This window comes from Dyadobacter psychrophilus (assembly GCF_900167945.1).
Classification (GTDB): Bacteria; Bacteroidota; Bacteroidia; order Cytophagales; family Spirosomataceae; genus Dyadobacter; species Dyadobacter psychrophilus.
In genome coordinates this window covers 759,267-781,601 of record NZ_FUZA01000002.1, presented here as the reverse complement: position 1 = coordinate 781,601, position 22,335 = coordinate 759,267, and the positions used below count along the sequence as shown (strand labels likewise).

Below are 22,335 nucleotides of genomic sequence, written 5' to 3'. Positions count from 1 at the left end.
CTGTTATTTTATTTATTCAAATTAATTAACGCATGCTGAAATATTCGGCGATGGGGCCTAATGTCAATGCCGGGAAGAATGATAATGCGGTAATGATCACAATCACGGCCATAACCATCATTCCAAAAGTTGCTGAATCGGTGCGCAGCGTGCCTGCACTTTCGGGAATGTATTTCTTATTGGCCAACAGTCCTGCAATGGCCACAGGTCCGATGATCGGGATGAAGCGGGAAAGGATCAGTATGAAGCCCGTTGTAATGTTCCACCAGGGATTGTTGTCTCCTAATCCTTCAAAACCACTGCCATTATTGGCTGCCGATGATGTGTATTCGTAGAGCATTTCACTAAAACCGTGGAAGCCGGGATTATTCAGGTTTGCCGACGTGATCTGCGGAAAAGCCGCTGCGAGTGCGGTTCCTGCCAGAATTAGAAGCGGGTGAAGTAGCGCGACGATCATGGCGATCTTCATCTCGCGGCCTTCTATTTTTTTACCCAAAAACTCCGGTGTACGTCCTACCATTAAGCCACTGATAAAGACAGCCAGGATGATGAAGACAAAAAAATTCAGGATCCCTACTCCGCAGCCGCCGTAAAATGCATTGGTCATCATGGCCAGCAGCTGCATCATTCCGGAGAGCGGCATGGTGCTGTCGTGCATGGCATTCACCGAGCCTGTTGATATAACGGTGGTGGCTATACTCCAAAAGCCGGACGCCGCGCTGCCAAGCCTGGCTTCCTTCCCTTCCATCGCGCCTGATCCCATATCAACGCCCATCTGTGCGATTGCCGGATTTCCCTGAGTTTCCCAGATGATCGTGGGGACACAAAGCAACAGGAAGCCCAAAGTCATGACGCTAAAAATCATCCGCGCCATTTTTTTCCTCTTTAAAAAGAAGCCCAAGGCGAAGATCATGGCCAGCGGGATGATCATTTGAGAAAACATTTCAACCATATTGGTCAGGTAATTAGGGTTTTCCAACGGGTGCGCCGAGTTGGTCCCATAAAATCCGCCCCCATTTGTTCCCAAATGCTTAATGGCAACAAATGCTGCTACCGGGCCAGTGGAAACGCTGACCGTATCGCCCTGCATGCTAATCATGGTGTCTTTTCCATTGAACGTCATGGGCGTGCCGTTGAATGCGAGAATGCTGGCTACCACGATGGATGCCGGTAACAGGATCCGTGTGCACGAAATCAGCATGAGATTATAAAAGTTGCCGAGCTTATCGGCCGTTTTCTGTTTTAAGGCGATGAACAAGATAACGGCCGCTGCCATCCCTGTTGCTGCACTTACAAATTGCAAAAACATCAAAAACAGCTGAGAAAGATAGCTCACGCCGCTTTCTCCCGAATAATGCTGCAAATTACAGTTGACGACAAAGGATATACTCGTATTGAATGCCAGGTCGGCAGTCTGTCCGGGGTTACCATCCGGATTTAGCGGGAGCCAGCCCTGGTTCATCAGCACAAACATGCCCAGCAGGAACCAGACAAAGTTGATAGTGAGCATGGCTACCAGATGTTGTTTCCAGTTCATATCTGCTTTACGGTCGATTCCGCTGATACGAAAAAATAGATTTTCGAGAGGAGTAAATATGTTATCAAGCAGTGTTTTTTCGCCTGCATAGACTTTGGCAATATACTTACCAAATGGGACTGCCATCAGGATGGTAATTGCATACATGGCAATAACGCCAAAAATTTCAGTGTTCATTTTGTTGCAATGTTAGAATTTCTCGGGTTTGACAAGGACGTAACACATGTAGACAAACACACCGACGGATACGATAAGTAATGCTGCCATGGTTTTAGACTTTTTCAAAAAAGGTGACGGATTGATAAAAAAGCGCAAAGCACAAACAGCCTGCGGCAACTAAGAGGATTGTAAGCATGAGATATGATATTTAAGTTATTGCTAATGTGATTTCGGCCGGCCGATAACAACCATCCGGCCATGCCTGGATTAGCAAAGGATCATTCCCTACCGGATGACATTACAGTAATTTATTGGTTAACAAAAAGTTATACTTTTTACAATGCACAACAGAAACAATACAAGCCTATCATTTTGATAACCTATTCTCAAAATGATAATAGGTGACTTTAAGTGAATGTTGCATTAAGAAAACCCGCCAAAGGCTATCACATTATTTTTCTGTGATTTTTTTGCACAGGTTATATATTAATGGCATTATATTATTGAAATTTCCGACTACCTTCTGCGGGTAAGGCTAGTCTTCATCAATGGGAACATCATGAGCAGAAGTCTCAAAATAGTACATCTGGAAACTTCGTTGGAAGAAGCGTTGAAGGCCGAACACGCCTTGAATAAAGGAAAGTTATTTCCTGAAATTAAGGTCGTCGGTACGCGTGAGCAATTAAAAAAAACTGTTATTGATTTTTCTCCTGACATTGTTCTATGTGAGTTTTCCCTGCCTGATATACATTGCGCTCAGGTTGGGGAAGTTTTAAAAGAAAGTAATGCATACATCCCTTTTATCATCGTTTCCAGCGCAATATCAGATGAAATGGCCCTGGAAATCCTTGAAATTGGCGCAGATGATTATGTCATAAAGGACCAGATTGACCGTCTGCCTTTCGCCGTTCTCCGAAGTCTGGAGAAACATGAGTTTAAAAATCAGCAGCAACACTTATTGCAGCAATTGAGCAATAGCGAATTGCGGTTTCGTACGCTGGTTGAAAACAGTGCTGATGCGGTGGTCGTACTAAACACGGAGGCCGTTCCAACATATGTATCTTCTGCAGTGACAAATGTGCTGGGATACACACCGCAGGAAATTTTTGAAATGGACATTTTCACGATGGCGCATCCCGAAGACTTGGAAGGGCTGTCAAATGTTATGATGAAGGTTTTGGCTAATCCGGGCGTGCCTGTACAGGGGCATACCGGTCGAATGCTGCACAAAGACGGCAGCTGGCGCTGGATTGAGGCAACGGTGACCAATATGCTGCATGAGCCGGCAATCAGGGGAATCGTGGATAATTTCAGGGATGTAACCGATAAAAAAGCAAGCGAAGCCAAATTATTACATATAAACCGGCTATATGCGCTCCTGAGTCAGGTTAACAGGGCGCTGGTGCATGCGCCAGACCAGCAAACGCTTTTCAGGGAAGTATGCAGGATTGCGTGTGAAACCGGAGAGTTTCTGGCTGCCTGGATTGAATTGATTGATACAAATGGCAAAACACGCACGGCCGAAGCCAGCGGCGTTAAAAGAGAACACCTGGCGCAATTTAACAAGGCACAAAATGAGGTAACAGCAATCCTGAAATCGCAGCCCTTCTATGTATCCAATAATACTGCCCTGATACCATTTTCCGGGCCATGGAAAGAAGCAGCGGCAGTGGCAGGATATAAGTCATATATGGTTCTGCCTATTAAGAGATCAGGAGTTACCGTGGGATGCTTCAATCTCTTCGCATCGGAAACGGACTTTTTCACTCAGGCTGAAACAAATTTGCTTGAAGAAGCTGCTGCCGGAATTTCATTTGGATTGGATTATTTTGAAAAAGAACGGCTCAAAACCGAATCCGACAACCAGCTTAAACATAAAGAGTGGCGTTTGAGCCAGGCACAGGCCATCGCGCATCTCGGCAGTTGGGAAACAGACCTGGCAACGGCAACAAGTTTCTGGTCTGATGAGGCGTGCAGGATATACGGACTACCTGAAAATGATAACGTCCAGACGGGCGCATCCTGGCTCACATTTGTACATCCTGATGACCTTGACTATGTGGTCAAAATGAACAAGCACGCATTGGAATCCAAACAGGCTACGGCCTATTACAACCGCATAATCAGGAAGGATGGACAGATCCGATACCTGCATGTACAAACGCACGTCGAGGTTGATGATCAGGGGAAAGCGATCAGTTTGTACGGGGCGCTGCATGATGTATCTGAAATAGAAAAATCCCAGCAGGCGCTGCGCAATTCGGAATACAACTTGCGGGCAATATTTGAAAACACCTCGGAAGGATTTATCCTAACCGACAGCCATGCGACGATCAAGTATTTCAACAGCAAAGCCAGATATTTTTACAGCCTCACTATCGGCAAGAGTATTGTTCTGGGAAACACCCTGATGGATTCTATTAACGATGAGAAAAGAGAGGAATTTAACCAGGCAATTAAGGATGTGCTAAGTGGGCAAGTCAAGCAATTTGAGCACGCATATGGGAAAATTAAGGAAAAAAAGAGCTGGTTAAGCGTTACGATGACTCCGGTAGTCGAAAATGATCTGATCACGGGGCTTACGGTCAACATGACGGATATTACCGATCGCAAAATGGCGCAGGATTTGCTCCAGCGATCGGAATCGAACCTGAATGCCATCATGAATAACACAGATGCATTGTTGTATTCGCTCGACACCGATCTCAGATACATTACCTATAACCATGCATTGGAAAGTCTGATGCAGGAACGTTACGGTGTCAAAGTACAACCTGGCTACGACATCCGTGAATCTTTGAGCAGATTTGATCCAGGCGAGGCAGCCTATTGGGAAGAAATAAACAGACGGGCGCTTGGCGGAGAAATCCTCAAATTTGAAAAGGAACTTCCCTACAATGGCGCTTACAGCTGCCTGAAATTTTCTATTCACCCTATCAGAAAAAACAATACTGTTACGGGCCTCTCCTGCTTTGTGAATGACATTACCAGGGAAAAGCAGGCCGACGAAAAAGTACTGAAAGCGCTTGAAGAAAAAAATGTAATCCTGGAAAGTATTGGCGACTGCTTCTTTGCCGTCGACCGGAACTGGACTGTCGCTTATTGGAACAAGCAGGCAGAAAACATTTTAAGTTGCCCGAAAGAAAAGATCCTGGGCAGGTATCTCTGGGACGTATTTCCCGATGTAAAGGATACCCTGTTTGACCAATATTATCGAATGGCAATTGAGCAAAATACCATTCAGCATTTTGAATCCTATTACGAAAGGGACAGCGCATGGTTTGAGGTAACGGCATATCCCTCTGCCAGCGGACTTTCTGTTTATTTAAGGGAAATTACGGAGCGAAAGCGCGCTGAGTCGCAACTCCTGGAACTGAATAAAAATTTGCAGAATTACACAGAGGAACTGATTGATTCCAACAAGGGCCTTGAGCAATTTTCCTACATTGTATCGCACAACCTGCGTGCCCCGGTAGCAAATATCATTGGCCTGACCGGGCTTTTGAGCCAGCATAAATTCTCCCCGACCGAAAACGAGGAACTTCTGCAGGGAGTATTAGTGAATGTAAGAAGGCTGGATGATATTGTTTCCGACCTTAACACCATTCTTCAGGTAAAAAGAGAGGTGAGCGAAAACAAGGAGCCGGTGCAAATGCAGGAGCTGGTGAATAATATCCGGGCAAGCATTTACAATATCATTATACAGGAACGTGTGGAAATACAAACTGACTTCAGTGCGATCAACAATATATTTACGCTGAGAAGTTACCTGCATAGCATTTTCTACAACCTGATCATGAACAGTGTCAAATACAGGCAAAAAGATATTGACCCGGTGATCAGGATAAAAAGTGAAGTGAACAACGGAGATATCATTATTCTCTTTCAGGACAATGGCATGGGGATCGACCTGAAAAAAAAGGGCGGGCAGCTATTTGGCTTGTACAAACGCTTCCATCACCATGTGGAAGGAAAGGGAATGGGATTATTTATGGTCAAAACCCAGGTGGAAATGCTGGGAGGCAAAATTAATGTAACAAGCACTGTTAATGAAGGCACCGAATTCAGGATCCTGTTTCGTTCTACTAATTTCTAATTCTCCAGCATATGCAAATACCTTCCAATTTTATTGTTGTAGATGACGACCCTATCAACAATATAGTCTGTAAATATGTGATTGCCAATTTTGCCCCATTGTCCGGCATCCAGCTTTTCACAAACGCAGAGCACGCCCTTGAATGGTTCAGAAACGAATTTTCGTCTGTTGCAAATGATAAAGAATGCGTCCTTTTCCTGGACATTAATATGCCGTTAATGAGTGGGTGGGAGTTTCTGGATGAATTTGTAATGCTTCCCGACACATTGAAGGCAAAAGTCAATATATTCATCCTCTCTTCTTCCATCGATCCCGAGGACCGCGACCAGGCAGAAAATCATCCGCTTGTACACGGTTATTATTCCAAACCCCTGAGTAAGGAAACATTGAATTTGATATACCAACAAGACTGACCGAACTTGCCGGAGGAAAACTTATTTTTTTATCCGTTTTCTTATCCTGCTCAATGATGGATTTGTGATGCCTAAAAACGAGGAAATGTGATACGCGGGAATGCGCTCAACAATATTTGGGTGCTCTTCTAATAACCTCAGATATCGTTCCTCATGCGAAAAAAAGACAAATTCCTCCGTGCGCGTCTGGGCATAAGCAAAAAACAGCTCCGCAAGGAGCCGTCCGAATTTTGCCCAGTTGGCATTGGTTTCATACAAGCTATTGAGGTCCTTGTAAGAAATAAAAACAATTTCCGAATCTTCCATCGCTTCTATATAGTACCAGCAGGCCTTTTGGGATATAAAGCTCCTGAAAGAAACGACAAACTGATTCTCTGAGAAGAAAAACAAGTTCTTGTCCGTGTCTGTTTTCGGATCATGGTAGTATATCCGAAAAATTCCTTTTACCACTAACCCCAGATCGGTGCAGACCATGCTCTGCATATTGAAGAAATCTCCTTTTTTGATTGTCCGCGGTTTCCAGAAAGGCTGTCCCGCGGCAATATCATTATCTGTCAGCGAAGCAAAATTTCGCAGGTGCCGGGCTACGATCTCATTTTTGTCACTCATGATACAATGATTAATTGATACAAACGACGACATCAGCCTGCTATTTTCCAAATCAGCAAGCCCTATACCGGCTCATTTAATGTTGTTTTCCTCAGACGGAAAGCCGCCAATAAGAAATAAAACGCCCCAAATGCGGCATAACCGGCCAGGGTATTTACACCCGTGCCCGGCTTATGTGCTCCTAAAAAGATGGACACACCAGCCAGCATAGACTGTCCCCCGCTTAGGATCATCGGCCACTGACCGTCCATTTGTTTGCGCCTGCGCAAGCCCAAAATCAGCTGTATCAGGCCGGTCAGGATCGCCCAGGCACTAAATACGATTAACGCTTCGGCAATACCTTTTTGTAAGGCGACGATGACTGCAATTGTGGTGGTAATGCCGATGACAACGTTTACGTATTGTGGTAATTTGCTGGCAGCAGGCGGGCTCGATCTGATATCGAAAAATGTTGCGATCACATCCCATGCAGGGTAAATGATAAAAAGGACCATTGCAACCGTAGCATTGGTGTTGGCGAAGGCTGTAACCAGCAATACCCATAGAATGGAGAATGCAGCGCGGGTAAAATAGAGTGCCCGAAGAGATTTGGCAGTTTCAGCAGCTTCGGTGGAGAATGAACTTGTGGATGTGTTTGGTAATTTCATGATGTAACATTTGTTGTTATTGTTACATCAAAGGTCAACGATAATTACCATCCCGATTTTCACCTAAGTTAAAATGGACAACATTGAGACCATATTTGCAACGCATCGCCTTTAATATGTATCATTACTTCCGTAATATTAAATGCTAAAACAGTAAGTTGTCAGGAAAGGCCAGGGAAACAAAATGAAACTGCAACTCATAGAACCCAGATCTGAATTAAAGCCGTATGTGAGCAAAATTTGGGTTTTGGAAAGCGACGGAAGACTACCCGAAGAGGATATGAAACTGATCGTTCCTAACGGGATGGTTAAGCTCGTAATCCCGGTTAAGAACGGGCTGATAGGCAAATATGATAAATGCATTCACCGTTCGAAAGAAGGATCCATAACCCTGATTGGAATTTCAGACGCGCCTGCTATTGTCGATATTGAAAACGATAGTCCTCATTGCAACATTGGTATTGAGTTCTCCGCGTTAGGCGCTTACCGGATATTTCAGCTTCGGCAATTTGAGCTAAAAAATAAGATTTTCGATTTTGAAGATGTCATTGGAACCCAGGCGCGGCATTTAAGCGAACGCCTGATTAACACCGACGCAATCGAGAATAAAATAGAACAAATCCAATCCTATCTGATAAACCAGCTCTCCAGATCCAGCCCTGATTTAATTGTTGACTACTGCCTCGGCCAGATCGCAGATACCAGGGGTCTGATTACTGTGAATGAGCTGGAAAGAAAAACAGGGTTCAGCAGCCGCTGGCTGCGGGAGAAATTTACAGATAAAGTGGGCCTGAGTCCGAAAAATTTCTCTTCCGTCATTCGTTTCATGCAGTTTTACGAGGCTGGTGCGAGCGAAAACATGGATTTTTTCAAAAGCGAGCTTTATACCTATTTTCATGACCAGGCTCATTTTATCAAGGATTTTAAAAGGTTTACAGGCATGGCGCCTTCCAAATTCATGAAGACGGACAATGAATTCGGACATATTTTTTATAAAGGATAGCACTTCCGATTTTTACAATACTTGCACCTTCCTGCCTCATACCTTTGAGTTGTAAACAACATCAGACGATTTAAACCATTTGATAAATCATACAACTTTTATACAATGATGAGCTCGAAAATACTATTGAGAATTGCAGCTGCCCTGATCGTGGTGCATTTATTGGGGCATAGTGTCGGCCACTCAACCTGGGACGAACCGGAGGATCCAAAAATGGGTGCGGTGGTCAAGGTTATGAAAAGTTACAGCGCTAATTTTATGGGAGCCAGTAAAACGATGGCAGAATATTACCATGGCTACAGCCTGATGATCTTTGGCTTATTTATAATGACTATCCTGCTGCTCTGGTCTATCTCGGGGTTTGTAAACGAACAAAAAAACATTGCCAACAAACTGCTCTTACCAATCGGTATTATTTATATACTATTTGGCGTTGTTGAATTTCGCTATTTTTTCCCATTTGCGGCCGGTATAAGTCTTTGTGCAGGACTATGCACATTGCTTGCCGTTATTGTAAATAAAAAATGACACCTGCAAAAAAGAGCTTTCAAATTATCAGTTTATACCCAACGCCGCGGATGTTGACGATCTGCACCTGCGGGTCGTCTTTAAGATAGCGGCGGAGGCGTGTGATGAAGACATCCAGGCTGCGGCCATTGAAAAAAGTATCGTCCCCCCAAAGCTCCAGCAGCACAACATTCTTTTCCAAAACCTGATTGCGAAGCTGATACAAACGGCGTAACAGCTCTGCTTCCCGGTGAGAAAGAGACGTTTCATGCCCGTCGAAGGATAACTTCTGCTTGGCAGGATCAAAGGTATAATTGCCAATTTTGAAAACGGCCAGCGTTGAGGCAAATGCGTTTCTGGGACGAAGCAGCGCTTCAATGCGGACGATCAGCTCATCGAGACTGAATGGTTTTTTGAGATAATCATTGCCGCCCAGCTCGAAACCTTTCACTACATCAGCCGTTTGTGACCTGGCTGTCAGGAACATAATAGGCACATTCGGGTCTCTTTTGCGGATATGCCCGGCCATCGTAAATCCGTCCATATCGGGCATCATTACGTCGGCAACGACAATGTCAGGGCAATGCTCGTCAAACTGGGCCAGACCTGCGACGCCGTTTTCTGCATAGAAAACCGTGAACCCGCGATAGCTGAGGCTGTCTTTGACGATCATCCCTAATGCAGGCTCATCCTCAATGAGTAAAACTTTTGGCATGGATCAAAATTTCAAGATAAACTCACTTCCCTTCCCCGGCTCGCTGACCAGGTCTATTTTACCGCCATGCCGTTCTACCACCTGCCGCACATAGGCAAGCCCCAGCCCAAAGCCTTTTACGGCATGCAAATCACCTGCCGGCACCCGAAAAAAGCGCTCGAAAACAGCTTGCTGATGATTTTTTGCAATCCCCACCCCATTATCCGCCACGGCCAGTTGCCAATTATTACCATCATTTGTATAACGGAAAATCACAGTTACTTTTTCATTGGAATATTTCACTGCATTATCCACAAGGTTGCTCAGGACATTTGAGAAATGCATACGGTCTACGGAAACCACATCATTGTCCGGGATATTATGGTCAAAATGAACCGGTTTTGTGGCTTTGAGCATATAGCTTTCGGCAATTTCGGAAATAAGCTGGCGAAGGTTGACCGGCTCGCGATGCAGCTTCATTTCCTGTTTTTCTTCTACGGCAAGATTCAGCACTTTTTCCACTAGTTCCGACAGGCGGCCGAGGTTGTTCTGTGAAATAGCCAGGTAACTTTTTGTTTTTTCAGGATTATCAAGCACGCCGTAGTTCATCATCGCCTCCACAGCAGCGGTAACAGTCGCAATGGGCGTTTTCAGCTCGTGTGTCATATTATTGATAAAATCGTTCTTTATTTCTGAGAGCCGTTTTTGCCTTAAAATAGTGTGCAACATATAAATGAAGCAGCCGGTTGTCAGGCTTAGTAAAAAGAAGCTGGCCGCAAGCAACCCGCCCATTTTTTTAAACAAATAAAAAAACGGCGTATCGAAAGTAGCCTGAACAAAAAGGTTCTTTACGGGATTAATCGGCACAGGAAATGTCCTGAACTGCTTCGCTGCATCCAAACGACCCGTTCTTCTATCAATGAAAAAAGTATTTTCACCGCTGGATTCGGGTATGATGCGCAATGTGTCGATCAAAAATGCAGCCCGGATCCCACGTTTCTGAAGTTCCAGTTGGTAAATCTTGTATAGTTTTCTTTTGTCAATCTGATCACCTTCCGCCCAGCCCAGGACGAGCATTCTGGAAATCCGGTTTGCTAATGTGTCCCCCGGGGCTAACTTCTCGCTTTCGTCACCAGCATCTGAGCGGAAATACAGGCGTGTCTGCGCGTTCGGGCCCGATTGAAATTTTCTGACGATCATTTTAGACCGCGACAAAGGTGGTGGGCCGGGGGCGCCTGGTTTCTGACCATTACGGCCAAACATTGCATTTGCCCGCACGATCTGCTCTCTTTCGACCACCTGAAAAAGCGCCTCCTGGACGGTCTGCTGAAACTGGGAACGGTTGAGTCGGTATGTGCTCAATAGCCAATAACCCTGAAATGCATTGATCGCCACAATGCAAATGGCCATCAGCCAGAAAATGAACCGGATACGGGAACTGCTCATAGTACAAAGCTACAATGCCGCGAACAGCTTTGATACGGCTGTAACACTATTTAACACTAAATACCAGTGCTTAACATTGCTTCCTGCCACCTTTGGAACGTCAAAACTAAACAAGCAAATGCTATGAAAATCAAGATTTTGCTGGCCGCAATGTGGCTGGCCGCCGGGCAGGCCTATGCACAATTCTCAGGACAGATCAATTATGAGATAGTCCGCAAAATCGACCCTTCCCAACTGCGGATGGTTTTTAACGGCGAGCCCGTCAAGCCCGGCGACCCGAACTTCCCTACCGACCTACCCGATTCACGTACTGTTGGACAAAAAACCCTTTTTTCGGGAAATTTCGCCAGAGAGATTATGGATGATCAAAATACGATTGTTACCCGGGTTTTGCCGGATGGCGGGCCGCCGAAGACAACAAACCTGGGCAGGCCATTCGATGAATATAAATGTGTAGACCTGGCGGAAAGAAAAGTGATTACGTTCCTGACTATGAAAGGCCCGGAAGCAAAGACGTATAAAAGTGAGTCTCAGATAGAGGCTGTTTCGGGCTGGCAAATGTCCGATCAAACAAAGAAAATAGCAGGTTACCAATGCAAAAAGGCGATTGTGAAGTTCAAGGATGAACCTTACGCAGTCTGGTTTACCGAAGATCTGCCTGCAACCTATTCACCCGTCCAGGAGCTCACTCCGGAAAAAGGCGTGGTGCTGCTGATTGAAGGAACGCGCGAGCAGTTCAGGGCCACAAAGGTGCAGCCCAGGTTGGTGAATCCAACAGACGTAGAGCCACAGCCGGGCGCACAGCAAATTTCCAAAGAAGAACTAACAGAGATGCGGGAAAAAGCGCTGGCCGATTTTCGTCAGCAGAAAATGATGCCGGGAGACGGCGGAAGATAACTTTATGAGACTCACCCTGCTATTAGCCATCATTATCCTGACACACTTCAACGCCGCCGGACAGAAATCCACTGTCCGAGCGGAAGTGTCAGGCGTCGTCATCGATTCGACCAGTAAAAAACCTTTGCGTACTGCGTCGGTATCGCTGGTTATGCAACGCGACTCTGCCTACGTTATGGCAAGCATTACGGACGGGGACGGCAAATTTCGTTTTAAAAATGTTTCAACCGGAAGTTACCGTTTGCTTGTTACGTTTATAGGCTATCGTAACAAATCCGCGCTCTTCACATTATCCCTTAACAGCGCAGTCCGCCTCGATACATTATGGATGAGCGAACAGGGCAACGATTTACAGGAAGTGGTGATCAAACAGGAGGCTCCGCCTGTGGCACTCAAGGGCGATACAGTTCAATTTAATGCAGACGCATTTAAAACCGAGCCGAATGCCCAGCTGGAAGAATTGCTTAAAAAACTGCCCGGCGTGGAAGTCTCGCGTGACGGGGAAATCAAAAGCAATGGACAGGCCGTGCGCAGGGTGTTTGTGGATGGAAAGCCGTTTTTCGGAGATGATCCTAAAATGGCAACCCGTAATCTGCCCGCTGACATTGTGGATAAGGTCCAGGTCTATGATCAGTCGTCCGACCAGTCGCAATTTTCGGGCATGGATGATGGCAACCGGGAGCGGACGATCAACATTACGATCAAAAAAGATAAAGGGAAAGGTTATTTTGGTCAAAATTCGATCGGGGCTGGCCGCAATACGGAGACCAATGCAATGCGTTACCAGGGAAAACTGAGCCTCAACCGATTCAATAACCGAAACGGCGGGCCGGGCCGACAGATATCGCTGGTTGGCCAGGCTAACAATTTGAACCAACAGAATTTTTCACTAGGCGACGGCAGTTTGCCCGGCGGCGGAATGGGCGGCCCGATGTTCATTGGCCAGCCTGGCTCCTTCGGAAACGAAAACGGACAGACGCCAACCAGTATTACCAAGGTGACGGCTGGCGGGTTCAATTACCGCGCAGAGGGCGAAAAAGTGCGCTATGGAAAACGTGCGGAAATATCAGCCAGCTATTTTGCCAATAAGGCCGTCACGACCACCGATCAAAAAAGCCGGCGTGAATACATCCTTCCGGGACAGTCTTTCTTTACAGATCAATCCAATTATAACCGGAACCAGGCTTTCAATCAGCGCTTTAACGGACGGTTTGAGTTTCAGCTGGATTCTCTGACCAGCATTCGCCTGACGCCAAACATTTCCTGGCAGAATGTACGCTATAACAGCGATCTGAGTAATTTTTCCTATTCAAAAAACGGCGACTCCCTCAATGCGGGAGAAACGCACTACCGCTCCGCCGGCAACGGGTTGAATGGCTACAACAATCTGATCCTGATGCGAAAATTCGGAAAGTTGGGACGCACAATGTCGGCAAACCTGAACACGGTTCTGTCTGATGGACGAAATACAGGCTACAACCAGTCCCGAAACATGTTTTACGATTCTTTGGGTTTAGAAAAAGTGATCAGTAACATTGACCAACAGAACCGGCAGAACAGTTTTTCAGCACAAAACAACCTGAGCTTTTCTTTTACCGAGCCTCTTTCATTTCGCCAAAAACTGGAAGTTAGATATGCCTGGATGAATAGTCAGAACCGCCAGTCACGGTTTGTTTTTGATAAAAATGAAGAAACCAACAGCTTTTCCATTCCCGATTCAGTGCTAACGAACCGTTTTGCGGGAACATTTACCGCGCACAAAGCAGGTGCGACATTGCAAACGCAGCGGCTGAGGTTTAATTATACATTGGGTTTTGATGTACAGCGTTCTAAACAGCTGTCTGATAATCTGTCGCAGGATTCGCGCATCGACAAACAGTTTGTGCACTGGCTGCCCAACGCATTGTTTAGCTATACATTCTCCGGCAACCGGCGTGCGCGGCTGCAATATCGCACGCGTATTGCTCCGGCGAGTGTGACGCAGCTGCAGCCCGTTATCGACAATACGAATCCGCTTGATATAAAAAGCGGCAATCCGGCACTGCGGCCTGAATATTTCAACACTTTAACGCTAACTTATAACAGCTCGGAAAGCAGCGGCGACAGAAGTCTTTTCATTTTTGCAAATCTGAACCAGAGCAACAGCCGGATCAATAATGCAACCACGATCAGCGACAATGGTGCGCGTTTTTCAAAACCTATCAATACAGAGGGTTATTGGGCGCTGAATAGTTTTTTATCATGGAGCAAAAATATCAGCGCGTTGAAATTCGGCCTGACACTTAATACGCAAGCCAATGTTTCCGCTGGCCAAAGCCTGATCAACAACCTCAAAAACCAGGCGAAAACGACCTTGCTTGGTCAGGGGATCCGCATTCAGTCTGCATTTGATGGTACGATCGATTACGGATTTGGCGCGCGCATCAGCTATCAGCGGGCAAGTTATTCGCTTTTGCCTCAGCAGAATACCCAATATTGGTCACAGTATATGACCGCGGATCTGCACTGGCAGCTTCCGTTTCGGTTTGTATTCAGCTCAGACCTGACCTACACCGGTAACACGGGCCGCACGGCAGGGTTCAATCAAAAATTCACGCTTTGGAATGCTGCTCTGTCCCGTCAGTTTTTGAAGGGAAAACAGGGCGAAATCCGGTTGCAGGTCTTTGACATTTTGAACCAAAACCGCAGTCTCGCCCGCAACACGACCGAAACTTATATTGAAGATGTCCAGAGCATTGTGCTGAAAAGATATTTCCTTGTAAGTTTTGTTTATAACCTCCGCAAGTTTGGAATTTGACCGGCTGCTTTCCCGGTTGCAAACTACCCATATCACAAAACGTGTTTTTACCTGCTTACGCCAAAATACCTGATTTTCAAATCGGGTATTTTGGCGCTTAAAAACGGTTCATTCCAATTATAATTTTGTCAAGTTAAAAAATAACGAATTGAATAATGAGCGAAGATTAGAAATCGTGGAGGTATGCTTCATGCTGCCTTGTTTGTCGCAAAACGAAGGTCAAATTTCGATGAAAGGAGGTGAGCCATGGGATAGCCAGAAAGATTTGAAATACCGTTTTTCCTGAATTTTTTCGGACAAAAAGTCAGGAGCATGACCATTTAGCCATATATAAAAATAAGAAACATGAAAACTTTCAAATTCAAGGACCTTGCTGTTACAGTAAATTTTGATCCAAATAAGATCATACTCTGCCGGATCACAAATCCATCCGTTATTTGTCAAAATCCTACTGTATTCAACTGTCCGGGCCATACTTTTTGCCACTGGCCTACGGTTTGCCCTGCATTTACCTGCGGCGGCTGCAGTGTCATTGCGTGCAGTCATCTGCCTTCGCTCATTCCCACAGACTTTACGATCTGGAAAACCGGAACGCCCATCCAGCAGGGGGTTGACGAATTGGATGAAACAGAGCTGAACGAATTCCGGAATAACCTGGCCGAACTTCAAAAGTATGTCGACGTAAAGATCCAGGAAGCACCGAATCAGCTCGATATGCTCGAAAAAAAATTGCATGAAGCCATTGAGGAAATTCGTGTGCAGCGGGGAAACAGATAAAACAACAATCTGATGATCAAAGTCAAATTTCTTTTGCACTCAACTTTTCGGTCAAATCCGGCATTTGAATTGATTGAGCAGGGGAATTTAAATCAGCAAGAGCTTCATGCCCTTGCTGATTTAAGCAAAGATCCTGAATTCTTTGGCGTATTCCGGCGAAAGCATTCGGAAACGGTTGGCACTGCGAAGCTGGCCTATAAAGAAGTTGCGCTCCTGTTCTACTATTTGCAAAATCCGGGTGAATTACCACATTATTTTAAAGCTGGATATGATGATGAAGTCAACCTTACGATGGCCAAACTGGTACTGGAAGGAATTTTCGAAATTCAGATCGACCAGCGTTTTTATGGGGGGTTTGCCGCGCAGCATTTGCTTTATGAGTTTCAGGAGCAAAATCAGGATCGCCAGCACCCACTGCTGAAAATGTCGTCGAGGGCTATTCAATATGCGTTTCAAATGAATGAAGTGGATACTGCTTCGCTGGCAAACAAACTTTACGCATACAACACGGTGCCTCTTCTTTTAACGCCTGGTAATGGCCTGCAAACGTTTAAAGAAGTGGAAGAATTTTTGAGAATCGGCAATAATGACCCGTTGAACCGCGAACTGCTTGAAAATTGGAATAAGCATGAGCCAGATCCCAAATACAGCTGGATTTCGTGGAGCCGGAAGCAAAAGAAGCGTCACGATGCCAGGTTGAAGGCAACCTATAAAATTTACATCAGTCCTGTTCTGGAAGATCTGCCGGATGTATTTGAAAAAACAGTCCGCGTTCTTACAGGGTCTGATGCTTTCAGTTTTAAAATTGGCATGAATCGTGAAGGATTGCTCCGGCCCGACAAATTTGTGGCTTACTTCACTGATTATGAACATTTAATGAATGCAGCCGAACAACTTGCTCCTGTTTTAAAAGAACACAAGGCTCAGGGTGTTCCCTTCACGGCTTCGCTCGATGATTCGGGAATGTTATCATGGGGAATGGACAGCGCTACCGACGAAATTTTGAAGAATTGGGAAGGAGGAAGCTGGCGCGCCATAGTGACCGAAAAGTTGGCAGCATCCATCGCCCTGTCCAAAACAGAAAGGTTGAGCCAGGAGCAAAGTGTTGATTTTGTTTTGAAAAAAATGATACTGGAAGGAGTTGATCCGGTTACCTGGACAGCTGTTTAGAGAAAATTTAAATCTTACACTTATGGCTTCTAATCAACTATACATACTGCCGGAAGATGTTCAGGTGCTGCCCGTAAAGGAATTGCCTGAACAGGCGCTTGCCAAATTCGAATACGAAGCTGACGACTTCATCATTACTTATACACACGCCAGAAATACAAGCAAAATCGTCGATGCTTCCTCTGCGTCGCTTTTGCAGGAATTTCGTAAACCCAAATCCCTGCCGGAAGGCGTTCTCACGTATGCCCTGCTGAATAACCTGGATGCGCAACAGATCCTTGAAGGCTCATATACGTTTCTGGCAAGACTCCGAAATGAGGGTTTTTTGGTCTCCTACGACGATACATTTGGTAAAAACAAACAATCCTTAAAAGACGGTGACAAGTTTAAGGACTTTGAAATCGTATCCAAACTTGAAGGGGTCGCCGATACAGAAATTTACAAAATCAAGAAAAATGGCCGGTTATACGCACTCAAATTACTGAAAACGAGCAAGCAAACACCGCAGTTGCTGGCGAATTTTTACAACGAAATTGATATACTCAATGCACTCGACGATGCCGTAAATCCGTCTCTGACAGAACACGGTGAAAACGGGACAGATCATTATCTGATCATGGAGTGGGTCGATGGCGAAACTTGTTTGCAGGCAGCCGAGAAATATCATAATCTTCAGGATCATTCCAATGTGCTTTCCCTGCTCAATATTTCCTGCCGTGTTCTCAATGCTTACACGCATTTGCATAGCCAGGGAATTATTCACTCGGATGTGCATCCAGCCAACATTATCGTGTCCGAATCGGGTGAATTGAAGATCATCGATTTCGGACTTTCCAGAATGGTTTCAAAGGATCAGATTCCCATGCGTGGCGGGCTGGGATTTTTCTTCGAGCCTGAATATGCGCAATCAGTTCTTGACTCCAAACCTACCCCGCCTTCCACGTTTGAAGGTGAGCAATATGCTTTGGGTGCATTATTTTACCAGATTTTTACCGGCAAGCAGTATCTCAATTTTTCATATGACAAGAAAACACTGTTCACGCAAATTGTCAGTGAAACACCCGTTCCATTTAGAAACCTGGATATCGTTACTGACAATAATATTGAAAAAACGATCTTTAAAGCACTTGCCAAACGAAAAGAAGACCGTTATGAAAACATTGAAGATTTCTATTTAGCCATGATGAAAGTGCAGGAAAGTTTCCCGGATCGATTTGCCGAAGACAAGAAAATGTCGGTGCAGGTCTTCCGGGATTCCATACTGAAAGATTATGGTTTTGCGGGAGATCTATTAAAAACCGGACTTCAATTGGCACCGAAAAGTTCGGTTAATTTCGGCGCGGCGGGGATTGCCTACCTATTTTTACGCAAGGCATTAGTGAATTCAAGCGCCGAAACACTCGCCCTGGCAGATGTCTGGAGTGACCGGGCAGCAAGTTATATTCACGATCCTGAAAATGGTTTCTATTCAAAAGACATGGACCTCACTCCGTCTATTGTCGGACTTTCCTCCATATATCACACGCCGAGCGGGGTGGATCTGGTGCAGGCACTGGTAAGTCAGGCATCGGGGGACTATGGCAGTTACTATAATGCTGTCCGCAATTTTTTAATGCATGCCTCGCATCCCTGTGAAAATCTGGACCTTACGCTGGGCAAATCGGCCGCGCTGATTGGCGGTTCGCTTATCTTGGAAAGTATGCCCTCGTATGACAAATTCGTTAAGAATGATCTGCTCGCATTTGGGAAAGGTGTGATGGAAGAAATCTGGTCGATGGTCGATACATACGCAGCCATCAGCGAAAAAAACCCGATCAATTACCGGGGAATTGCACACGGCTGGGCGGGAATTTTATATGCTACTTTGAAATGGTGTAAGGTTTCCGGACAAAATTTACCTGTCAATTTCTTCGAAAGAGTTGAGCAGCTGATCAAGCTTGGCATTGAAGAAGATGGAATCTTACGCTGGGAAATCTCAAATACCGAACCGGCTTCATGGACAGGCTGGTGCCACGGATCGGCAGGATACACGTTTCTATGGACATCCTTATTCCATTTTACATCCGATGAACATTACCTTGATCTCGCGAAAAAATCGGTTGGCCACTTTTTGAATGCCGCCACTGCCGGCATGAACGGCAGCTTGTGTTGCGGCAGATCAGGCGAATGTTATGCACTTTTGAGTGTTTATAATGCTACCAAAGACGATTTTTACCTGACCGCGGCGAAACGGATAGCTAAACAAATGCTGCCACACATTTATTCCGGTCAGATGAAAAACCACAGCCTTTATAAAGGAAACATTGGCGCAGCGGTTTTGTTCGAAGAGCTTAACCGTCCGGAGTTCGCCCGGATGCCATTATTTGAATAAAAAACAATCAGCTGGCTTTATCTTAAAGCATGCCACTCCCGTCCTACCGGACTTTTGAAAACGCTTCGCCACAAGTGAGCCGTAGGAGCAAAACATTTGAGCCATGCAAGCAACTTCCACTCCGATGGGAAGGTTGATCTTTGCATTATGAAAAACATCAAAAAAATTCAGCTGGGTCAAAATGGCCCGTTCGTGTCCAAACTTGGTTTGGGCTGTATGCGTATGTCGTCTGTCTGGGGCAGTTCTACACCTGACGAAGCAGAGAGCATCGCGACGATCCATGAAGCATTGGATCATGGCATTAACTTTTTAAACACCGGAGACTTTTATGGTGCCGGTCATAATGAAATGTTGATAGGCAAAGCCATTAAGGGAAGGCGCGACGATGCGTTCATCAGTGTAAAATTTGGCGCTATCTTTCACAACGGTCAATGGCTGGGATTGGACCTGCGCCCTATCGCGATCAAAAACTTCATAAACTACTCTTTGACGCGTTTGGGCATTGAGACCATTGATCTGTACCAGCCCAGCCGAATGGATGGCAGCGTACCCGTGGAGGACATTATCGGAACGGTCGCTGACCTGATCAAAGAAGGCAAAGTGCGCTACATTGGCGTATCCGAAATTACGGCTGACCAACTGCGTAAAGCCAACAGCATTCACGCCATTAGCGCGTTAGAGATTGGTTATTCACTGGCCGACCGTCAGATAGAAAGCGATCTGCTGCCAACAGCAAAGGAATTGGGCATGGGTGTAGTGGCTTTCGCTAATACGGCGGAGGGGTTACTAACCGGTGAATTGAAAGCGCCGCTTGCAGAAAATGATCACCGGAACCATTTTTCCCGCTTCCAAGGCGACAACCTGATTAGTAACCTGGAAAAAGTAGAAGTTTTAAAGCAACTTGCCAACCATAAGGGTTGTACGCCAACACAGGCTGCGATCGCTTGGGTGAATGCGCAGGGCGAGCACATTATGCCTTTGGTGAGCATGAGCCGCAGGTCGCGTTTGCCCGAAAATATAGCAGCCATGGATATTGTGTTTACTCCGGAAGAATTGAACACCTTAAACACTACTTTTGCAAAAGGTGCGATCCTTGGCGGCACTTACTTACAACGCTAAATGACCAGTCCAGCAGAAATCCTTCCCGGTGTGATCTTTTATTCTTACCTCTCTGCTGAGCGGAAAGAGAAAGTCTGTTTTTGGAACCATCATACATTGGTATTGCAGGTTTCGGGACAATTTACCCTGGAAACCTCCTCACAAAAAATTTCAATGACGGGAGGGGAAATGCTGCTGGTCGGCAGAAACCAGCTGGGCACACTTACCAAGACTCCGGGGCCCGCAGGCTCCCCGTCTGCTCATTATGAAACGGTTGTAATATCCCTGCAGGAAGACCTGTTGCGCAGGATTGTGCTGGAAGAAAAGCTTGAATCGGACCAGAAATACATCGGCCCGCCCAATCTTCTGATTCCATCCAACGAATTCCTGCAGGGATATTTTCAATCGATCATTCCCTACGCCCGAAGTTCGGGAGCGGCCATGACGGACGAAATGGGCATCCTGAAAGTGAAGGAAGGTGTTAAATTATTGTTGCTTGCCGTGCCCGGACTCCGCAATTTTTTGTTCGACTTTTCACAACCTTATAAGATCGACCTGGAAAGGTTCATGCTTAGTAATTTTCATTTCAATGTCCCCATTGAAAAATTTGCGAAGCTTACCGGCCGCAGTCTGGCAGCCTTCAAACGCGATTTTCTGAAAACCTTCGGTGTTCCACCGCGGCAATGGCTGCAAGACAAACGACTAACCGAAGCAAAACACCTCATCGAAACCAAACATGAAAAACCCTCAGCCATTTATCTCGACCTGGGCTTTGAAAGCCTGTCACATTTTTCACATTCCTTCAAAAAGAAATTTGGCGTAACACCTAACGCACTGAAATGCTCAATTACATGATGCACTCAAAATTGCGGCAACACATTGAAAGACTAGTGCCTTTAACGGACGCCGAATATGCATTCGTTGAGAAGCATTTCGTTTTCAGGAAGTTCAAAAAACATCAGTTTATGGTGCAGCGGGGAGAGCCGGTGCCCTATAACTATTTTCTGCTGTCGGGCCTGACAAAGCTGGTTTACACGGACGAGGAGACCGAAAAACAATACATTTTAGCCTTCGCAATGGAGGATTGGTGGGACAACGACTTTGAGGCTTACTACACCCGCACGAAGGCGACACTTTCTATGGAATGCCTCGAAGATACCGAAGCGCTATGCTTGTCGCTGGACGATTTTAATGCATTACGCGCCGGGCTGCCCAAAATCGAGCATTTCTTTCTGGAAAAAGTAATGGCTGGCTTTCTAGCGGGCCAGCGCCGCATTCTTTCTCTCATGACATCCAGCGCCCAGGAACGCTATAAGCAGTTCGCCGGACAGCATCCTTCGCTGCTGCAACGCCTGCCCAAGACGCAACTCGCTGCATATCTGGGTGTTTCCCGCGAAACCCTTAGCAGGCTGGACTTTTAGTGTGATCTACCGCACACCAAAGTCGTGAGGCAGGTCACGGGACGGTTTTCGATGCGATCGCTAAGTTTGCATTGGAAATCAAATAAGTCTAAAAATGGAAAAAAGTATCATCAACCCCTGGAAATGGCAGGACGATCGCTCCTACAATCAGGGCGTGGAAGTGAAGCATATTGAAAGCACATTGTACTGTGCCGGTCAGGCGGCCGTGCATCCCGACGGCACATCAAGCGACGCGGACATGCGCACCCAGCTGCTCCTGGCCATGCATAATCTGGAGCAGGTCGTCAGTAAGGCCGGATACGAACTCAAAAACATCGCCCGTCTGAATATTTACACGACCAACCACCCGGAATTTTTCTCGGTCTTCGACACATTCACCGATTGGGTCGCCAAAAACGAAATAAAGCAAGTTTCGACAGTTGTTGAGGTAAAAACACTTTATGAAACGCTATGTGTGGAACTGGAAGCGACGCTTGTGAAGTAGGGCACCGGTTATCGTATTAATAAGTCAGGGGTAACCAGCATTGTGCCGGTTGCCCCTTTTCTTCTTCCCCGGGCAAGGCCCCCCTTCTTTCTTTGCTCCGATATAGTTTTGTTTTGCTAAAATTTGAAAAAATATAACGATATCAAGCTTACGTCAACTATAATGAAATTTTAACGCTGCTGATTTGTTGCGAATATTTGAATTTCATA

General features: G+C 45.8%; 19 protein-coding genes. 13 read left to right on the top strand and 6 right to left on the bottom strand.

The genetic code is table 11. The features are described from left to right. Window positions 1-25 precede the first annotated feature (25 nt). Both kdpA and kdpF read right to left on the bottom strand, forming a co-directional pair. Window positions 26-1,714: a potassium-transporting ATPase subunit KdpA gene (gene kdpA, locus B5X68_RS10310; protein WP_082214600.1), complete on the bottom strand. Its 1,689-nt coding sequence runs from the start codon at window positions 1,712-1,714 to the stop codon at window positions 26-28. Between the two features lie 12 nt (window positions 1,715-1,726). Further along, entirely contained in the window at window positions 1,727-1,804 is a 78-nt protein-coding gene (kdpF, locus tag B5X68_RS29460; RefSeq protein WP_141110293.1) for a K(+)-transporting ATPase subunit F, read from the bottom strand. A 451-nt stretch (window positions 1,805-2,255) separates the two neighbouring features. Here kdpF and B5X68_RS10300 point away from each other — a divergent pair, with 451 nt between their 5' ends. Together B5X68_RS10300 and B5X68_RS10295 are read left to right on the top strand one after the other, a co-directional pair. Then, window positions 2,256-5,792 carry a PAS domain S-box protein gene (locus B5X68_RS10300; RefSeq protein WP_082214598.1) on the top strand — a complete coding sequence of 1,179 codons (3,537 nt, stop codon included), beginning with the start codon at window positions 2,256-2,258 and terminating at the stop codon, window positions 5,790-5,792. Window positions 5,793-5,803: 11 nt separating this feature from the next. Beyond that, window positions 5,804-6,205, top strand: coding sequence for a response regulator (locus tag B5X68_RS10295; RefSeq protein ID WP_082214597.1), 402 nt, complete (start codon window positions 5,804-5,806; stop codon window positions 6,203-6,205). A gap of 21 nt (window positions 6,206-6,226) precedes the next feature. On the opposite strand, the gene B5X68_RS10290 is transcribed toward B5X68_RS10295, so the two are convergent. Then, a complete protein-coding gene (locus B5X68_RS10290) occupies window positions 6,227-6,814 on the bottom strand; it encodes a Crp/Fnr family transcriptional regulator (RefSeq protein WP_082214596.1) in 588 nt (195 codons plus the stop codon). Window positions 6,815-6,876: 62 nt separating this feature from the next. After that, on the bottom strand, window positions 6,877-7,461 hold the full coding sequence (locus tag B5X68_RS10285; protein ID WP_082214595.1) for a DUF308 domain-containing protein: 585 nt from the start codon (window positions 7,459-7,461) through the stop codon (window positions 6,877-6,879). Window positions 7,462-7,645: 184 nt separating this feature from the next. Here B5X68_RS10285 and B5X68_RS10280 point away from each other — a divergent pair, with 184 nt between their 5' ends. Next, a complete protein-coding gene (locus tag B5X68_RS10280) occupies window positions 7,646-8,464 on the top strand; it encodes a helix-turn-helix domain-containing protein (RefSeq protein WP_141110261.1) in 819 nt (272 codons plus the stop codon). A 105-nt stretch (window positions 8,465-8,569) separates the two neighbouring features. Continuing rightward, a complete protein-coding gene (locus tag B5X68_RS10275) occupies window positions 8,570-8,992 on the top strand; it encodes an LIC_13387 family protein (protein ID WP_082214594.1) in 423 nt (140 codons plus the stop codon). A gap of 19 nt (window positions 8,993-9,011) precedes the next feature. Here the strand turns inward: B5X68_RS10275 and B5X68_RS10270 are convergent, their stop codons facing one another. Beyond that, window positions 9,012-9,686: a response regulator transcription factor gene (locus tag B5X68_RS10270; RefSeq protein WP_082214593.1), complete on the bottom strand. Its 675-nt coding sequence runs from the start codon at window positions 9,684-9,686 to the stop codon at window positions 9,012-9,014. Window positions 9,687-9,689: 3 nt separating this feature from the next. Beyond that, window positions 9,690-11,111: a sensor histidine kinase gene (locus B5X68_RS10265; protein WP_082214592.1), complete on the bottom strand. Its 1,422-nt coding sequence runs from the start codon at window positions 11,109-11,111 to the stop codon at window positions 9,690-9,692. A 123-nt stretch (window positions 11,112-11,234) separates the two neighbouring features. On the opposite strand from B5X68_RS10265, the gene B5X68_RS10260 reads away from it, so the two are divergent. The 9 genes from B5X68_RS10260 to B5X68_RS10220 all read left to right on the top strand — a co-directional run bounded on the left by B5X68_RS10260 (window position 11,235) and on the right by B5X68_RS10220 (window position 22,126). Then, on the top strand, window positions 11,235-12,008 hold the full coding sequence (locus tag B5X68_RS10260; protein ID WP_082214591.1) for a GLPGLI family protein: 774 nt from the start codon (window positions 11,235-11,237) through the stop codon (window positions 12,006-12,008). Window positions 12,009-12,012: 4 nt separating this feature from the next. Further along, on the top strand, window positions 12,013-14,805 hold the full coding sequence (locus B5X68_RS10255; protein ID WP_082214590.1) for a TonB-dependent receptor: 2,793 nt from the start codon (window positions 12,013-12,015) through the stop codon (window positions 14,803-14,805). A gap of 345 nt (window positions 14,806-15,150) precedes the next feature. Beyond that, window positions 15,151-15,582, top strand: a complete 432-nt coding sequence (locus B5X68_RS10250; RefSeq protein ID WP_082214589.1) for a hypothetical protein — start codon at window positions 15,151-15,153, stop codon at window positions 15,580-15,582. A gap of 12 nt (window positions 15,583-15,594) precedes the next feature. Beyond that, the gene (locus tag B5X68_RS10245; RefSeq protein ID WP_082214588.1) at window positions 15,595-16,752 is read left to right on the top strand and encodes a hypothetical protein; all 1,158 of its coding nucleotides are present in this window, start codon (window positions 15,595-15,597) and stop codon (window positions 16,750-16,752) included. A gap of 22 nt (window positions 16,753-16,774) precedes the next feature. Then, a complete protein-coding gene (locus B5X68_RS10240) occupies window positions 16,775-19,123 on the top strand; it encodes a protein kinase domain-containing protein (protein ID WP_082214587.1) in 2,349 nt (782 codons plus the stop codon). A 147-nt stretch (window positions 19,124-19,270) separates the two neighbouring features. After that, on the top strand, window positions 19,271-20,242 hold the full coding sequence (locus B5X68_RS10235; RefSeq protein ID WP_082214586.1) for an aldo/keto reductase: 972 nt from the start codon (window positions 19,271-19,273) through the stop codon (window positions 20,240-20,242). Next, on the top strand, window positions 20,243-21,076 hold the full coding sequence (locus B5X68_RS10230; protein ID WP_082214585.1) for a helix-turn-helix domain-containing protein: 834 nt from the start codon (window positions 20,243-20,245) through the stop codon (window positions 21,074-21,076). It begins immediately after the preceding gene. After that, complete coding sequence (locus tag B5X68_RS10225; protein WP_229208358.1) at window positions 21,073-21,642, top strand: Crp/Fnr family transcriptional regulator; 570 nt, start codon at window positions 21,073-21,075, stop codon at window positions 21,640-21,642. Before B5X68_RS10230 ends, B5X68_RS10225 begins: the two co-directional genes overlap by 4 nt. 94 nt (window positions 21,643-21,736) lie before the next feature. Continuing rightward, entirely contained in the window at window positions 21,737-22,126 is a 390-nt protein-coding gene (locus B5X68_RS10220; RefSeq protein WP_082214584.1) for a RidA family protein, read from the top strand. The last annotated feature ends 209 nt before the right edge of the window (window positions 22,127-22,335 follow it).

What these genes read in the sequence shown, in the direction of transcription:
- kdpA (WP_082214600.1), bottom strand. Translation starts at nt 1,714, where the DNA reads ATGAACACTGAAATTTTTGGCGTTATTGCCATGTATGCAATTACCATC.
- kdpF (WP_141110293.1), bottom strand. Translation starts at nt 1,804, where the DNA reads ATGGCAGCATTACTTATCGTATCCGTCGGTGTGTTTGTCTACATGTGT.
- B5X68_RS10300 (WP_082214598.1), top strand. Translation starts at nt 2,256, where the DNA reads ATGAGCAGAAGTCTCAAAATAGTACATCTGGAAACTTCGTTGGAAGAA.
- B5X68_RS10295 (WP_082214597.1), top strand. Translation starts at nt 5,804, where the DNA reads ATGCAAATACCTTCCAATTTTATTGTTGTAGATGACGACCCTATCAAC.
- B5X68_RS10290 (WP_082214596.1), bottom strand. Translation starts at nt 6,814, where the DNA reads ATGAGTGACAAAAATGAGATCGTAGCCCGGCACCTGCGAAATTTTGCT.
- B5X68_RS10285 (WP_082214595.1), bottom strand. Translation starts at nt 7,461, where the DNA reads ATGAAATTACCAAACACATCCACAAGTTCATTCTCCACCGAAGCTGCT.
- B5X68_RS10280 (WP_141110261.1), top strand. Translation starts at nt 7,646, where the DNA reads ATGAAACTGCAACTCATAGAACCCAGATCTGAATTAAAGCCGTATGTG.
- B5X68_RS10275 (WP_082214594.1), top strand. Translation starts at nt 8,570, where the DNA reads ATGATGAGCTCGAAAATACTATTGAGAATTGCAGCTGCCCTGATCGTG.
- B5X68_RS10270 (WP_082214593.1), bottom strand. Translation starts at nt 9,686, where the DNA reads ATGCCAAAAGTTTTACTCATTGAGGATGAGCCTGCATTAGGGATGATC.
- B5X68_RS10265 (WP_082214592.1), bottom strand. Translation starts at nt 11,111, where the DNA reads ATGAGCAGTTCCCGTATCCGGTTCATTTTCTGGCTGATGGCCATTTGC.
- B5X68_RS10260 (WP_082214591.1), top strand. Translation starts at nt 11,235, where the DNA reads ATGAAAATCAAGATTTTGCTGGCCGCAATGTGGCTGGCCGCCGGGCAG.
- B5X68_RS10255 (WP_082214590.1), top strand. Translation starts at nt 12,013, where the DNA reads ATGAGACTCACCCTGCTATTAGCCATCATTATCCTGACACACTTCAAC.
- B5X68_RS10250 (WP_082214589.1), top strand. Translation starts at nt 15,151, where the DNA reads ATGAAAACTTTCAAATTCAAGGACCTTGCTGTTACAGTAAATTTTGAT.
- B5X68_RS10245 (WP_082214588.1), top strand. Translation starts at nt 15,595, where the DNA reads ATGATCAAAGTCAAATTTCTTTTGCACTCAACTTTTCGGTCAAATCCG.
- B5X68_RS10240 (WP_082214587.1), top strand. Translation starts at nt 16,775, where the DNA reads ATGGCTTCTAATCAACTATACATACTGCCGGAAGATGTTCAGGTGCTG.
- B5X68_RS10235 (WP_082214586.1), top strand. Translation starts at nt 19,271, where the DNA reads ATGAAAAACATCAAAAAAATTCAGCTGGGTCAAAATGGCCCGTTCGTG.
- B5X68_RS10230 (WP_082214585.1), top strand. Translation starts at nt 20,243, where the DNA reads ATGACCAGTCCAGCAGAAATCCTTCCCGGTGTGATCTTTTATTCTTAC.
- B5X68_RS10225 (WP_229208358.1), top strand. Translation starts at nt 21,073, where the DNA reads ATGATGCACTCAAAATTGCGGCAACACATTGAAAGACTAGTGCCTTTA.
- B5X68_RS10220 (WP_082214584.1), top strand. Translation starts at nt 21,737, where the DNA reads ATGGAAAAAAGTATCATCAACCCCTGGAAATGGCAGGACGATCGCTCC.